General features: G+C 74.6%; 12 protein-coding genes. 6 read left to right on the forward strand and 6 right to left on the reverse strand.

Annotated elements, in window-relative coordinates; all coding sequences use genetic code 11:
• Positions 1–95 precede the first annotated feature (95 nt).
• Positions 96–965, forward strand: a complete 870-nt coding sequence (locus IE326_RS34405) for a D-alanyl-D-alanine carboxypeptidase family protein (RefSeq protein ID WP_150233379.1) — start codon at positions 96–98, stop codon at positions 963–965.
• 65 nt (positions 966–1,030) lie between these two features.
• Here the strand turns inward: IE326_RS34405 and xdhC are convergent, their stop codons facing one another.
• From xdhC to IE326_RS34420, 3 genes are read right to left on the reverse strand one after another with little or no spacing between them, the layout of a single operon-like run.
• Positions 1,031–1,840, reverse strand: coding sequence for a xanthine dehydrogenase accessory protein XdhC (gene xdhC, locus IE326_RS34410; RefSeq protein ID WP_190044375.1), 810 nt, complete (start codon positions 1,838–1,840; stop codon positions 1,031–1,033).
• A 1-nt stretch (position 1,841) separates the two neighbouring features.
• The gene (gene xdhB / locus IE326_RS34415; protein WP_190044376.1) at positions 1,842–4,196 is read right to left on the reverse strand and encodes a xanthine dehydrogenase molybdopterin binding subunit; all 2,355 of its coding nucleotides are present in this window, start codon (positions 4,194–4,196) and stop codon (positions 1,842–1,844) included.
• Positions 4,193–5,653: a xanthine dehydrogenase small subunit gene (locus IE326_RS34420; RefSeq protein WP_190044377.1), complete on the reverse strand. Its 1,461-nt coding sequence runs from the start codon at positions 5,651–5,653 to the stop codon at positions 4,193–4,195. Before IE326_RS34420 ends, xdhB begins: the two co-directional genes overlap by 4 nt.
• 470 nt (positions 5,654–6,123) lie before the next feature.
• Between IE326_RS34420 and IE326_RS34425 the strand changes: the two genes are divergently transcribed.
• Positions 6,124–7,023 (forward strand): MBL fold metallo-hydrolase, encoded by a 900-nt coding sequence (locus tag IE326_RS34425; RefSeq protein ID WP_190044378.1) that lies wholly within the window; start codon positions 6,124–6,126, stop codon positions 7,021–7,023.
• Between the two features lie 123 nt (positions 7,024–7,146).
• On the opposite strand, the gene IE326_RS34430 is transcribed toward IE326_RS34425, so the two are convergent.
• On the reverse strand, positions 7,147–7,446 hold the full coding sequence (locus IE326_RS34430; protein WP_150233390.1) for a YkvA family protein: 300 nt from the start codon (positions 7,444–7,446) through the stop codon (positions 7,147–7,149).
• A 164-nt stretch (positions 7,447–7,610) separates the two neighbouring features.
• On the opposite strand from IE326_RS34430, the gene IE326_RS34435 reads away from it, so the two are divergent.
• Positions 7,611–8,294, forward strand: a complete 684-nt coding sequence (locus tag IE326_RS34435) for a class I SAM-dependent methyltransferase (protein WP_190044379.1) — start codon at positions 7,611–7,613, stop codon at positions 8,292–8,294.
• A gap of 372 nt (positions 8,295–8,666) precedes the next feature.
• Here IE326_RS34435 and IE326_RS34440 read toward each other — a convergent pair whose 3' ends face one another.
• Together IE326_RS34440 and IE326_RS34445 are read right to left on the reverse strand one after the other, a co-directional pair.
• Entirely contained in the window at positions 8,667–9,362 is a 696-nt protein-coding gene (locus tag IE326_RS34440; protein ID WP_190044380.1) for a nitroreductase family protein, read from the reverse strand.
• A gap of 108 nt (positions 9,363–9,470) precedes the next feature.
• Positions 9,471–9,911 (reverse strand): pyridoxamine 5'-phosphate oxidase family protein, encoded by a 441-nt coding sequence (locus IE326_RS34445; RefSeq protein ID WP_190044381.1) that lies wholly within the window; start codon positions 9,909–9,911, stop codon positions 9,471–9,473.
• Positions 9,912–10,113: 202 nt separating this feature from the next.
• Here IE326_RS34445 and IE326_RS34450 point away from each other — a divergent pair, with 202 nt between their 5' ends.
• The 3 genes from IE326_RS34450 (at position 10,114) to IE326_RS34460 (ending at position 13,075) form a co-directional block, all read left to right on the forward strand.
• On the forward strand, positions 10,114–10,452 hold the full coding sequence (locus IE326_RS34450) for a thioredoxin family protein (RefSeq protein ID WP_150233398.1): 339 nt from the start codon (positions 10,114–10,116) through the stop codon (positions 10,450–10,452).
• 430 nt (positions 10,453–10,882) lie between these two features.
• Positions 10,883–12,055: a hypothetical protein gene (locus IE326_RS34455; RefSeq protein WP_190044382.1), complete on the forward strand. Its 1,173-nt coding sequence runs from the start codon at positions 10,883–10,885 to the stop codon at positions 12,053–12,055.
• A gap of 177 nt (positions 12,056–12,232) precedes the next feature.
• Positions 12,233–13,075 carry a PaaX family transcriptional regulator gene (locus IE326_RS34460; protein WP_229915804.1) on the forward strand — a complete coding sequence of 281 codons (843 nt, stop codon included), beginning with the start codon at positions 12,233–12,235 and terminating at the stop codon, positions 13,073–13,075.
• Positions 13,076–13,228: the final 153 nt, after the last annotated feature.

Below are 13,228 nucleotides of genomic sequence, written 5' to 3' on the forward strand. Positions count from 1 at the left end.
TCGAAGACCCCTGCGCACGGAGGCCCCCACGGGCCTCGCCGACCATCGCACCTCCTATCCAAGGGCAGAACACTTTGATATCTACGCCACTGCGCGTGCGCCGTGCCGTGACGGTCGCGGTCACCACCGCCGCCGTGCTGGCCGGCGGCTTCTCCGCGAGCCAGGCGCAGGCCGCGACGCCGCCCACCCCGTCGATCACCGCCCCGGGCGGCTTCGTCATGAACAACGGGACGGCCGCGACGCTGTTCGGGAAGGGCGCGGACACCCGCCGTCCGACCGGCTCCACCACCAAGATCATGACGGCGAAGGTGGTGCTGGCCCAGCGGGGCCTCAACCTCGACGCGAAGGTCACGGTCCAGAAGGCCTACAGCGACTACATCGTCTCGAAGAACGCCTCCTCGGCCCGGCTCATCGTCGGGGACAAGGTGACGGTCCGCCAGCTGCTCTACGGCCTCATGCTGCCGTCGGGCTGCGACGCCGCCTACGCGCTGGCCGACAAGTTCGGCACCGGCACCACGCGGGCGGCCCGGGTGAAGTCGTTCATCGGGAAGATGAACGACGAGGCCCGGAAGATGGGCCTGCGGAACACCCACTTCGACTCCTTCGACGGGATCAGCAACGGGTCGAACTACTCGACCCCGCGCGACCTGACGAAGATCGCGAGCAGCGCGATGAAGAACACCACGTTCCGCAGCATCGTGAAGACCAGGTCCACCACCCAGAAGGTGACCACCAAGACCGGTGGCTACCGGAACATGGTGTGGACCAACACCAACAAGATGCTGGGCACCTACAGCGGCATGATCGGCGTGAAGACCGGCTCCGGCCAGCAGGCCAAGTACTGCCTCGTCTTCGCGGCCACCCGCGGCGGCAAGACCGTCATCGGCACGGTCCTCGCCGCGCCGAACGAGGCGAGCCGCACCGCCGACGTGAAGAAGCTGCTGGACTACGGCTTCGCGCGATGAGCGACGGCGGCGGGGCACCCACCGGTGCCCCGCCGCCACCCCTGAGCCGCCGGGGTCCCGGCGGCTCAGTTCCCTTCCGCCTCGAAGGCGTGCAGGAGATCGGCGGCCACGCTCACGGCGATGGCCGCCGGGGTCTTGCCCGTGATGCCGGGCAGCCCGATCGGCGTCTTGACCCGGGCGACGGCGGCCTCGTCGTGACCGCCCTCGGTGAGGAGGCGCCTGCGGAAGCGGCTCCACTTGGCCGCCGACCCGATCAGCCCGATGGAGCCGAGGTGCGGGGTGCGCAGGGCCGCGTCGCACAGGGCGGCGTCCTCCGCGTGGTCGTGCGTCATGATCAGGACGTGGGTGCCGGGCGGCAGCCGCTCCAGGACCTCCTCGGGGAGCAGCGGGGTGTGGTGCACCCGTACCGCCGCCACCGCGTCCGCGAGGACCGCGAGCCTTTCCTCCGCGAGGAGTTCGGCCCGGCTGTCGACGAGGTGGAGGTCGAGGTCCTGGCGGGCCAGGATCCGGGCCAGTTCCATCCCGACGTGGCCGGCGCCGAAGATCGCCACCGCCCGTACGGTCGGGAGGGGTTCGAGGAGCACCGAGACCTCCCCGCCGCAGCACTGCACCCCGTGACGGTTCGTCACCTTGTCGTTCAGGGCGAAGTCGAGCAGCTCCGGTCCGGCGGTGGAGGCGGCGATCATCTCCCGGGCGCGGTCGATCGCGACCGCCTCGACGTTGCCGCCGCCGATCGAACCCCAGGTCTCGGTGCGGCCCACGACGAGTTTCGCGCCGGCTTCGCGCGGGGCGTGGCCCCGCACGGTCGCGACGGTCACGAGCACGCCGGGCTCCCGGCGGGCCCGCAGCCGCGCGACCGCGGTGATCCAGGTCATGTCAGGCGCCGTTCGGGGAGGGCTCGGCCCGGCGGGCCGCCTCGACCGCCCAGTACACCGCCTCCGGGGTGGCGGGGCTGGCGAGTTTCACGACGGTGCCGGCGGGGCCGAACGCCGCGGCGGCCTGCCGCAGCGCCTCGCGCACCGAGAACGCCAGCATCAGCGGGGGTTCGCCCACGGCCTTGGAGCCGTAGACCGCGCCCTCCTCGGTGGCGTTCTCCAGCAGGCGCACGTGGAACTCCTCGGGCATCTCCGAGAAGCTGGGCAGCTTGTACGTGCTCGCCGCCCGGGTCAGCAGCCTGCCCCGGTCCGGGCCGTCGCCGGTGTCCCAGCGCAGGTCCTCCAGCGTCAGCCAGCCCGCGCCCTGCACGAAGCCGCCCTCGACCTGGCCGACGTCGATCATCGGGGAGAGGCTGTCGCCGACGTCGTGCACGATGTCGACCCGCCGGACGCGGTAGGCGCCGGTGAAGCCGTCGACCTCGACCTCGGTGGCGGCGGCGCCGTAGGAGAAGTACTTGAACGGCGAGCCCCGGAACGCCTTCGCGTCCCAGTGCAGTCCCTCGGTGCGGTAGAAGCCGGCGGCCGACAGCTGGACGCGCTGCAGGTACGCGGTGCGCACCAGCTCCTCCCAGCCGATCTCCGCGTCGCCGCCGAGGAGGCGGGCGGTGCCGCCGGCGAGGCGCACGTCCGAGGCGTTGCCGCCGAGCCGGGTGGCGGCGACCCTCAGCAGCCGTTCGCGCAGCTGCTCGCAGGCGTTCTTGACCGCCCCGCCGTTGAGGTCCGCGCCGGCGCTGGCGGCGGTGGCCGAGGTGTTGGGCACCTTGTCGGTACGGGTCGGGGCGAGCCGGACCTTGTGCGACGGGATGCCGAGCGCGGTCGCGGCCACCTGGATCATCTTGGTGTGCAGGCCCTGGCCCATCTCGGTGCCGCCGTGGTTGATCAGGACGGAGCCGTCCTTGTAGATCAGCACCAATGCGCCGCCCTGGTTGAAGGCGGTGAGGTTGAAGGAGATGCCGAACTTGATGCCGGTGATCGCGAGCGCCCGCTTGGTGTGCGGGTGGGCGGCGTTGAAGGCGGCGATCTCCCGCTCGCGGTCGGCGAGGCGGGCGTCCTCCTTGACCTGCTCCCAGACGGCGGAGATCCGTCCGGCCTGGGTGACCGGCTGCCCGTACGGGGTCGTCTGGCCCTGGCCCGGCCGGTAGAAGTTGCGCTCGCGCAGCTCCCTCGGGTCGAGGCCGAGGCGGGGTGCGCAGCGGCCGAGGATGTCCTCGATGACCAGCATGCCCTGCGGTCCGCCGAAGCCGCGGAAGGCGGTGTTGGAGACGGTGTTGGTCCTGGCGATGCGGCCGGCGACGCGGGCGTGGGGGATCCAGTAGGTGTTGTCGATGTGGCACAGCGCGCGGGCGAGCACGGGTTCGGACAGGTCCAGGCTCCAGCCGCCGTCCGCGACCAGGGTGGCGTCCAGGGCCTGGATGCGGCCGTCCGCGTCGAAGCCGATCTTCCAGGTGGCGTGGAAGCCGTGCCGCTTGCCGGACATGGTGAGGTCCTGGGTGCGGTTGAGCCGGAACCTGACCGGGCGGCCGGTCAGCTTGGCACCGAGCGCGGCGACGGCCGCGAAGCCGTGCGGCTGCATCTCCTTGCCGCCGAAGCCGCCGCCCATCCGCAGGCACTGCACGGTCACCTCGTGGGCGGGGACGCCCAGTACGTGCGCGACGATCTCCTGCGTCTCCGAGGGGTGCTGGGTGCTGCTCTGGACGAAGAGCTGCCCGCTCTCGTCGACCAGGGCCAGTGCGGCGTGCGTCTCCAGGTAGAAGTGCTCCTGGCCGGAGAACTCGAACTCGCCGGTGAACACGTGGGCGGAGTCGGCGAATCCGGCGTCGACGTCGCCGGTCTCCATCAGGGGCCGCGCGCCGTGGTAGCTGCCCGCCTCCATCGCGTCCCGCAGGGACACCAGGGAGGGCAGTTCCTCCAGTTCGACCTCGACGGCCGCCGCGCCGAGCCGGGCCGCCTCCAGGGTCTCGCCGAGCACCCAGGCGACGGCGTGGCCGTGGAACATGACCTCGTCGGGGAAGAGCGGTTCGTCGTGCTTCATGCCGGCGTCGTTGACGCCGGGCACGTCGGCGCCGGTCAGCACGCGGACCACGCCGGGCACGGTGAGCGCGGGCCCGGTGCGCAGCGCGGTGATCCTGCCGCGGGCCTTCATGACCTGGACGGGGTGGGCGTGCAGCACGTCCTTGGTGCGGTGGACCAGGTCGTCGGTGTACAGCGCGGTGCCGGTGACGTGCTGGTAGGCGCTCTCGTGCGGCATCGGGACGCCGACGGCGGGGTCCTCGGGACGCTGGGACAGATGGCTCATGACGGCACCGCCTCGGTGGTCTGTGCGTACAGCTTCAGCAGGCTCTGGCCGAGCATCGCGGAACGGTAGAGGGAACTGGCGCGGTGGTCGTCCATCGGCGTGCCCTGGCCGCGCAGCACCCGGGCCGCGGCCTCCGCGGTCTCCGCCGTCCACGGCTCGCCCTCCAGGGCCTCCTCGACGGCGAGCGCGCGGATCGGGGTGGCGGCCACGCCGCCGAGGCCGATGCGGGCCTTGCGGACGGTGCCGTCCTCGATGTCGAGCGCGAAGGCGACCGCCACGCTGGAGATGTCGTCGAAGCGCCGCTTGGCGATCTTGTGGAAGGCGGTGACGGGCGAGAGCGGCAGCGGGACGCGCACCGCCCGGATGAGCTCGCCGGGGCGGCGCACGCTCTGCCGGTAGCCGGTGAAGTAGTCCGCCAGCGGGACCGTCCGCTCGCCCTCGGTGCCGGCGAGCACCACCGACGCCTCCAGGGCGAGCAGGACCGGCGGGCTGTCGCCGATGGGGGATCCGGTGCCCAGGTTGCCGCCGAGGGTCGCGCTGTTGCGGACGAGCCGGGAGGCGAACTGCGGGAACAGTTCGGCCAGCAGCGGGACGCGGCCGTCGAGGCGGCGCTCGATCTCGGTGAGCGTCAGCGCCGCCCCGATCTCGACGTGGCCGGACTCGACGACCAGCCCGCGGAGTTCGGGGAGCCGGTCGACGGCGATCACCCGGTCGGCCCTGCGGGAGCGGAGGTTCACCTCCACGCCCCAGTCGGTGCTGCCGGCGACGACGACCGCGTCCGGGTGCCCGGCCAGCAGCCGCAGTGCGTCGTCCAGCGTGTCCGGACGCAGGAACGTGCTGCCGCCCCGGGTGTACGCGGTGGCGGCCGGCGCGGGCGGCGCCTGCTCGCGCCGCCGGGCCAGCGGGTCGTCCTCGGCGGGCGCGCCGACGGCGAAGGCGGCGTCGCGGATCGGGCGGTAGCCGGTACAGCGGCAGAGGTTGCCGCTCAGGGCGTGCAGGTCGAAGCCGTTCGGGCCGTGCTCGATGCCGGTGCCCTCTCCGGTGTCGTGGGCGCAGCGGTCGGGGCGGTAGTACTCGGCGGCCATGCTGCACACGAACCCCGGTGTGCAGTAGCCGCATTGGGAGCCGCCGCGTACCGCCATCTCCTCCTGGACCGGGTGCAGCGCGGCGGGCTCGCCCGGTTCGCCGGGGGTGGCGAGGCCCTCGGCGGTGACGACCTCCTGGCCGTCGAGCGCCGCGACCGGCAGCAGGCAGGCGTTGACCGCCACCCAGTCGGTGGGCTTGTCCGTGCCGGGGCGGGCCACCAGGACCGAGCAGGCGCCGCACTCGCCCTCGGCACAGCCCTCCTTGGCGCCGGTGAGGCCGCGCTCGCGGAGGAAGTCCAGCACCGTGGTGTGGGGCGCGGCCGGGGCGATCGGGGTGTCTTCCCCGTTGACGGTGATCCGGGCCGCCGTCATGCCGGGCCGCCGTCTCGGCGCGCGACCGACCGGTTCATCTGTTCGTCCATGTCAGGCAGCTTTCTGTGTTCGGACGCGCCGCGGGAGAGGGGAGCAGCCGAGCGGGCGCGGAGAGGCACGGGACGGCGAGGTCCCGGGAAGCGGGAAAAAGCGAAAAGAAGCGGAGGACGGAAAAGGCGGAGAACCGCGGGGGTGCCGCAGAAGGGCACGGGGGAAGCGTGCGGTCAGCAGCCGTGCGCGATTTGGCCGGGGGCCCAGGCGGTGCACTCGGTGAGACGACCGGGACCGGAGGGGGTGGACATCCGCGGGTCGCCTCCTTCCGGGAGCCATGGGACGACGCTGTCGGCAAGTTAACGGCTGGCGTCATGAGGGGTCAAGGGGCCTGGCCTGCGTGTCCGCCGGCCGCGTCCGGTGACCGGTCACGGCCGAACACCCCCGGCGTGCCCCGAAGGAGTGACAGGATCGCGAGCATGTCCCCCGGCTCTTCCCCCTCCCCCGAGTCCTCCGGTCCCTCCGACTCCCCCAACTCCCCCGGTGTTGCCCGTCTCCGGATCGGCTCGACCGAGATCATCGCCCTCGCCGACGCCGAGGGGCCGTTCTTCGCCCCGCGCGCCGAGGCCTTTCCCGGCGCCACGGCCGCGCAGTGGGCCGAGGCCGACCGCCGCGATCCGGGCGCGGTCGACGCCGAGGGCCGCTGGTGGCTCCGGTTCCGGGCGTACGCGATCCGCGGCGAGCGGGGGCTCACCCTCGTGGACGCGGGGATCGGTCCGGCGGACGGTCCCGCGAGCTCGTGGGCGCCCGTGCCCGGGGTGCTTCCCGCGTCGCTCGCCGCGGCGGGCATCGACCCGGCCGAGGTCGACACCGTCGTCCTCACGCACCTGCACACCGACCACGTCGGATGGGCCGTCGTGACCGCGGCGGCCCCCGACGGGGCGACGGCCAAAAGCCGCCGCCCCTACTTCCCGAACGCCGAATACCTGCTCCAGCGGGCCGAGTTCGAGGCCATCGACGCGATCAACCCGCAGCTCCGGGAGACCCTCACCGATCCGCTCGCGGCCGCCGGCCGGCTGCGGCTCCTCGACGGGGACACGCCGCTGCGCACCGGGCGCGCGATCGCCACCCCCGGCCACACTCCGGGGCACCAGAGCGTGCTGGTCACGGACGGGGGCGAGTCGGCGCTCGTCACCGGCGACCTCCTGGTGCACGCGCTCCAGCTGCTCCACCCCGGGCTGGCCTACGCGCACGAGACGGATCCCGAGGCGGCCAGGCGCTCCAGGGAGCGCGTGCTCGGCCGCGGCACCGCTTCCGCGCCGCACCTGGCGACGCCGCACCTGACGGAGCCGTTCCTCTCCCCGGAACAGTGGCGGTGAGGATCCTTCCGGCGGCTGCGGCGCGGTGACGACCGGGGTCGCGTCGTGGCCGTCCGCCCCTCTCGCGCCGGCGTGCGCGGGCGGCTCGGGCGGCGGGACCGGCACCTGGATCCGCCCGGAGGGTCAGGCCACGCCGTCGGGCTCCCGTGCTCCTGCGCGGGCCCCGGCCTGGTGCAGCGCGCGCAGGGCGGCGAGCAGGATGCCGATGTCGTCGAGGAGGATGGGGTCGGGGAGGAGGTCGGCGGGGCTCACGAGATAGACCAGGGCGCCCCAGAAGAGCACCTTGCGGGACATCGGGATGCCGGAGTCGCCGAGCATTCGGCGCGCCCGCACGAGGCGTACGGCCAGGACGACGGCGATCGCCAGGGTGACGGCCACGGCGATCGCCGCGGCCACCCACCAGATCGTGCTCGTGTGCTCCATCCCGGCCTCCTCGCTTCCAGGGCACCTGGAGAACGTGTACCCGGAGCCGTCTGTTCCACCGCCGTCTCCCCCTCTCCTCGCCACAGTCCACCCTCGCGCTCGTGCTTTTGCCGTTTCGGCAAGAGGACTGGCCCGGGGAGGAGGTGCTGCGTGACGGTGGGGGCATGGCCGATGACAGTGCAGCAGAAGTCCTCCCCTCCGGTGGTTCCCCCTTCTCCGACGGTTACGTGGGGGATCCCGCCGTGCGCGACGAGTGGGACAACCGTTACTCCGAGCGCCGGCAGCTCTGGAGCGGGCAGCCCAACGGGGCGCTCGTCGCGGAGGTCTCCGGCCTCGCTCCCGGGCGCGTGCTCGACGTCGGCTGCGGCGAGGGCGCGGACGCCATCTGGCTCGCCCGGGCCGGCTGGGACGTCACCGCGCTTGAGGTTTCGGGGGTGGCCCTGGCCCGGGCCGCCGCGCACGCGCGGGACGCCGGCGTCGCGGTCCGCTGGGTGCACGCGGGGCTGACCGAGGCGGCGCTCCCCGCGGCCTCCTTCGACCTGGTCTCCGCGCAGTATCCGGCGCTGCTCCGGACGCCGGGGTCGGCGGCCGAGCACGCCCTGCTCGGCGCCGTCGCGCCCGGCGGGGTCCTGCTGCTCGTCCACCACGCGGGCATGGACCGGCGCCACGCCGGGCAGGACGACGCCTTCGACCCCGCCGACTACGTGTGGCCCTCGATGGTCGCCGCGCTCCTCGGCGACGACTGGCGGATCGAGGTGGACGAGGAACGGCCCCGGGTGGCCCCCGAGGGCGGGGCGGGCGCGCACCACACCGACGACGTCGTGCTGCGGGCCCGCCGCCTGCGCTGACGCGGGTACGGCGTACGCGGTACGGCGGTGGCGGGCTCCGTCCCAGGGCCCCCCGGCCGGGGCCTTCCGCACCGTCCGGCTCCCACAGGGTCCCGCCTCCGCGCTTCTCCTCCACGACGCCAGTGCGCCCGCCGCCCGTCCGGCGGCCCTCGCACCCCCACGGTGACGGACGGGCCGGGGCGGGCGGGCGCAGGCAAACGCACGCGTGTTCCACCGGCGAGTGACAACAGACCTGCCGGTCGAGGGGGCCACGGCTTCCCGGACGGGCCGTCCCTCGGCCCGGTCACCACCTCCGCCGACGGCACGGCCGCCGTCCCCCGCCCCGGGCGCCACCGCGCGGGGCTCACCGTCCGCACCGGTGGGCGGAGGCGGTCACAGGCGGATCATCACCTGTTCCAGGGGCTTGCGGTGGATGTCGGGGACGCGGGCGTCCTCGGCGGGGTAGCCGACCGGGATGACGTAGGCGGCGCGCTCCTCGGGCGGGCGGTCGCAGACCTCGTTGAGGAAGCGCATCGGGCTCGGGGTGTGGGTGAGCGTCGCCAGGCCCGCCTGGTGGAGGGTGGCGAGCAGCAGGCCCACGGCGATGCCGACCGACTCCTTGGTGTAGTAGGGGCGCGGGGTCTCCGGTCCCTTGTGGACCTCGAAGACGACGATCACGGCGGGCGCGACCTCCAGGAACGGCTTGCTCCAGTCCGTGCCCAGCGGGGCCAGGGCCTCCAGCCATTCGGCGGAGGCGCGGCGGCCGTAGAACTCCCGTTCCTCCGCCTCGGCCGCCTCCCGGAGCCGGCGCTTGCGCTCCGGGTCGGTGAGGACGACGAAGCGCCAGGGCTGGACGTTCGCCCCGCTGGGGGCGGTGGCGGCGGTGCGGATCGCCCACTCCAGTACGCCTTCGGGCAGGGGACGGTCGCTGAAGTCGCGCACGGTACGCCGGCGGTCCATCACCTCGTGGAAGGTGCGGGCCCGTTCCTCGGCGGCCCCGGCCGGAACCGTCAGCGGCCGGTGGGGCACGGTGGGGTACGCGAGCCCGCCGGTCGGCACTCCGCTCGGCTGCTCATTGGTCTGGTCCATGGGGGCAGCACAGCACGCGCCCCGGGGTCCGGTAAACGCCAGAACCGGCTGGGAATTGTCCGGTCGCCCCCTGGGCAGCAGGGGGTGGCCGTGCTCCCTCCGGGCGGTTCAGCCCTGGGAGGGGATGTCCAGGGCCGTTCCGTACAGGCGGGCGACCCGGACCAGGATGGTCACGCGCCGGTCGGGCAGCACCTGCTCCCCGGGGGCCGCGGCGTCCGCCGGGTCCAGGATCTCCGCCTCGCCCTCCGCCACGGCGAACGACCAGACGTCCGGGCCGCTGACGTGGAGGGAGGTGTGCGGGTCGCGGCGCAGCTGGCGGACCTTGAGGCGGTCGGCGGTGGAGGAGATCCGCAGGGTGCGCTCCTCCGCGTTCCAGGCGTAGAGGACGGTGGAGAGGTGCGGGTGACCGGTGGCGCGGACGCTCGCGAGCACGCCGAACTGCTGCCCGCCCAGGAGCGCGGACAGCTCCTCGTCGGTGAGCGCCCGGGGCGCCGGGCCGTCGTTGCGGGTGGTGGTGGGGGCGGTCTCGGGGGCGGCGTTCCGGCTCATGGGATCGGCCTTTCGGGTCAGCAGGGCGGGGCGGGCGGGAGTGGACCGGGGATCTTTCGGGCTCTCGCCCCCGTCCACTGGAAAGACAATAGCAGATAGTTTTGTTGCAGACTATCTATTGCGGATCCGGCTCGGGGTCCTCTCCCGCGCGACCGGGAGATGATGGGAGGAAGCACGACCGCACACCGAGGCAGGAGCTTCCATGACGAAGCGGGTTCACCAACCGCGCGAGGACGCGGAGTTCGACTTCATCCTCCGGATGAGCGAAGTCCCCGTCCTCGCGTACTTCATCGGGACGTGGCCCAAGGCGATCGAGCCCTGCCGGACCATGGACCTCGTCGTGGGCGGTCTCGCCGACGAGTACGCGGGCCGACTGACGGTCGTCCGCGCCGACATCGCGCGCTGTCCTGACGCGACCGCGCGGTACGAGGTCACCGGCGCGCCGTCCTGCGTCCTCCTGGAGGAGGGGACGGCGGTGGCGCGCGGTACGGGGGTCCTGACCGGCGCCGAGGTGCGGGAGCTCCTGGACGCCCGCCTCTGAACGGTCGCCCCCTCCGGCCCGGAAGGCGCCCCGCCGCACCGCCTTCCCGTCACCGTGTCGGGTGATCTCGGCCTCGTGGACGCCACCTCGGCGCGTGTCGGACGTTGGGGTGCAGTGACGGTTCTGCACAGGGCCGTGTCGAGGACGATCCCCCAGGGTGGCGAAGGTGCGGCCTACAGGCCAGGCAGACGACGTACGACTCACGGACCCCCGGCGCGCGACACCGGTGGCGGCTGCCGCGCCGACCGTCGCGGCAGCCCCGTACGGCGGCCCGTGGGAGGCCGTGGTCCGGGTGCGGGACGAGTGCGCCGGGCTGGTGCGGTCGGTGGTGGACGCGGCCGGGTTCGGACTGCGCGTGCTGGTCGCGTCGGGACGGCCGTTCGTCGCCGGACGAGGGCACCTCGTGCGCCCACCTCTTCGCAGAAACGATTTGGCACAGGGTTCCGCGTCCCTGCTCCCGCCCGCGCACCCGACGCCGCCGGGCGACGCGTTCGCGGAGCTCCGCTCCGTCCACTCCCGGTGCGCGCCGCCCTCCCGGGCGGTCTGGCGGCGGGCCGGGGTCTTCGCGGGCGCGTTCACCGAGCGGGCCGCCGTCTCCGTGTGCCAGGACGACGGGCTCTCCGCCCGGCAGGTGGCCGAGGCGCTGGTACGGCTCGCCGCGCTCGGCGTCCTCGTCCCCCACGACGATCCCGGCGCCGGGGGCGAGCCGCGCTACCTGATGCCCCGGGCCGCCCGCGCCTTCGGGCAGACGCGGCTCGCGGCGGCGGGCGAGACGGACGCCGCGCGGGACCGCCACGGGCGCCACTGCCACGGCGTGGCGGTGGCGGCGGAGGCACTGTGGAGCGCGGGCCTCCAGCGGGACGCCGCGCGGCTCGTCCGGGAGGAGCGCGAGGCGCTGGCCGCCTTCCTCGGCGCGGTCCCCCGCCGGCCCGCCGACGCCGAGGCCGCCATGGAGACCGCGCTGGCCCTGTGGTTCTGGTGGGCCGCCCACGACCGGGCGCCGGAGGGCGCCTCCCACGTCCTCGCGCTCCTGCCGCGCCTCCCCTCGGACAGCCCGCTGCGGGTCCGGGGGCAGTGGCTGGCCGGCTGGCTCCTCGCCGCCGCGGACCCGGGGACGGCCGGCCGGCTCCTCGGGCTCGCCTGGCCGGCGGCCGTGCTCGCCGGGGACGACGCCCTCGTCGGCCGGATCGCCCACGCCCAGGGCACCCTCGCCTGGCGGCGCGGCGACCCGGCCGCCGCCGAGGCCCACTACCGCAGCGCCGCCGAGACCATCCCCGACCACGCCCCCGCGGGGCCCTCCCCCGTGATCAGCCTCGCCGCCCTGGCCGTCGTCCAGGCCAGGACCTCGCCCGCGCGGGCCGCCCGGACCGCCCGGCGGGCCCTCGCCCGGCCCGCCGCGCACCACGACGCCTGGGCGGCCGCCCTCGCCCACTGCGCCCTCGCCCACGCCGAGCACCACGCGGGCGACACCCCGCGCGCCCGCCACCGCGCCCGGCGCGCGCTGGCCCGCCTGGACACCCCGCTGGACCCCCCGCACGCCCGCGCCGCCCTCGACGACCTGCTGCGGCACACGGCTCCGCGCGCGGGAGGGCGGACCGACTGATCTCCACCGGAAGCCGCACCGGAGCACGGAGGGCGTCGGGGACCCCGCGGCCCGCCGGCCGTCAGCCGCGCGCCGCCGCCTCCTCCTTGAACCGCCCCGGCCCCGGGTGCGGCCCCGTGCCGGACGTACACGGCGCCGCAGCCGGGGGCCCCGGCGAGCGGCCGTACCCTTTCCCCCGTGGAGAACGACGACTTCCCCGAGACCTCGGAGGGGCCGCAGCAGCGGTCCCAGTCCCTCATGCTCGCCTTCTTCGGCAACCACGTGCTGGAGGACGACGGCCTGTGCGTGTACTCGGGCAGCGTCATCGACGTCCTCGGGCGGGTGGGCGTCGGCGAGCAGGCCGTCCGCTCCACCCTCGCCCGCATGGTCAACCGCGGTCTGCTGCTGCGCCGTCGCGAGGGCCGCAAGATGTTCTTCGGCCTGACCCCGCAGGCGCGGCGCGTCCTGGAGGACGGGCACGTCCGCATCCGGGAGCGGGGGGCCGTCGACGACGCGTGGGACGGCTCCTGGACCCTGCTCGGCTTCTCCCTGCCCGACTCCTGGAAGAGCCGCCGGCACGGGCTGCGTTCGCGCCTCGCCTGGGCCGGCTTCGGGCCGCTGTACAGCGGACTGTGGATCGCCCCTGGGGAGGTCGACGTCTCCGCGGTCGTCGCGGAGCTCGACCTGGCGGACCACGTCAAGGTCTTCCACGCGCGGGCGGCCGAGTTCACCGACATCGAGGGGATGATCCGCGACACCTGGGACCTGGAGTCGATCGCCGCCCGGTACGCCGCCTTCGACGCGCGCTGGACCGCCCACCCCGACGGCGGATCCGGCGACGACCCCATCGGCACCCGTCTCCTCCTCGTCAGCGAATGGCTCCGGACCATCCGCGCGGACCCCCGGCTCCCCGCCCGCCACACCCCGCCCGACTGGCCCGCACGCCGGGCCCAGGAGACCTTCCGCCGGGTGGACGCGCGGACGGAGGGACCCGCGCGGGCGGCGGCGCGGGAGCTGCTGGAGACGACGCGGGCGGACTGACGCGCCGCCCGCGGGGGCGGCGTACCTCCACGGACGTGCCGGCCGTGCACGCCCGCGAGGAGTGGCTGGACGCGGTCCTGCCGGTGGTGGAGCGGGGGGCGGGGAGGGCCTTCCCGATGCCGCCGGCCCTCGGGGAGGACGACGTCTCCGGGT

Source organism: Streptomyces filamentosus (genome assembly GCF_014654895.1).
GTDB classification, from domain to species: Bacteria; Actinomycetota; Actinomycetes; order Streptomycetales; family Streptomycetaceae; genus Streptomyces; species Streptomyces filamentosus.

Coding starts and splice junctions, on each gene's coding strand:
- xdhC (WP_190044375.1), bottom strand. CDS start 1,840: ATGACCTGGATCACCGCGGTCGCGCGGCTGCGGGCCCGCCGGGAGCCC.
- xdhB (WP_190044376.1), bottom strand. CDS start 4,196: ATGAGCCATCTGTCCCAGCGTCCCGAGGACCCCGCCGTCGGCGTCCCG.
- IE326_RS34420 (WP_190044377.1), bottom strand. CDS start 5,653: ATGACGGCGGCCCGGATCACCGTCAACGGGGAAGACACCCCGATCGCC.
- IE326_RS34425 (WP_190044378.1), top strand. CDS start 6,124: ATGTCCCCCGGCTCTTCCCCCTCCCCCGAGTCCTCCGGTCCCTCCGAC.
- IE326_RS34430 (WP_150233390.1), bottom strand. CDS start 7,446: ATGGAGCACACGAGCACGATCTGGTGGGTGGCCGCGGCGATCGCCGTG.
- IE326_RS34435 (WP_190044379.1), top strand. CDS start 7,611: ATGGCCGATGACAGTGCAGCAGAAGTCCTCCCCTCCGGTGGTTCCCCC.
- IE326_RS34440 (WP_190044380.1), bottom strand. CDS start 9,362: ATGGACCAGACCAATGAGCAGCCGAGCGGAGTGCCGACCGGCGGGCTC.
- IE326_RS34445 (WP_190044381.1), bottom strand. CDS start 9,911: ATGAGCCGGAACGCCGCCCCCGAGACCGCCCCCACCACCACCCGCAAC.
- IE326_RS34450 (WP_150233398.1), top strand. CDS start 10,114: ATGACGAAGCGGGTTCACCAACCGCGCGAGGACGCGGAGTTCGACTTC.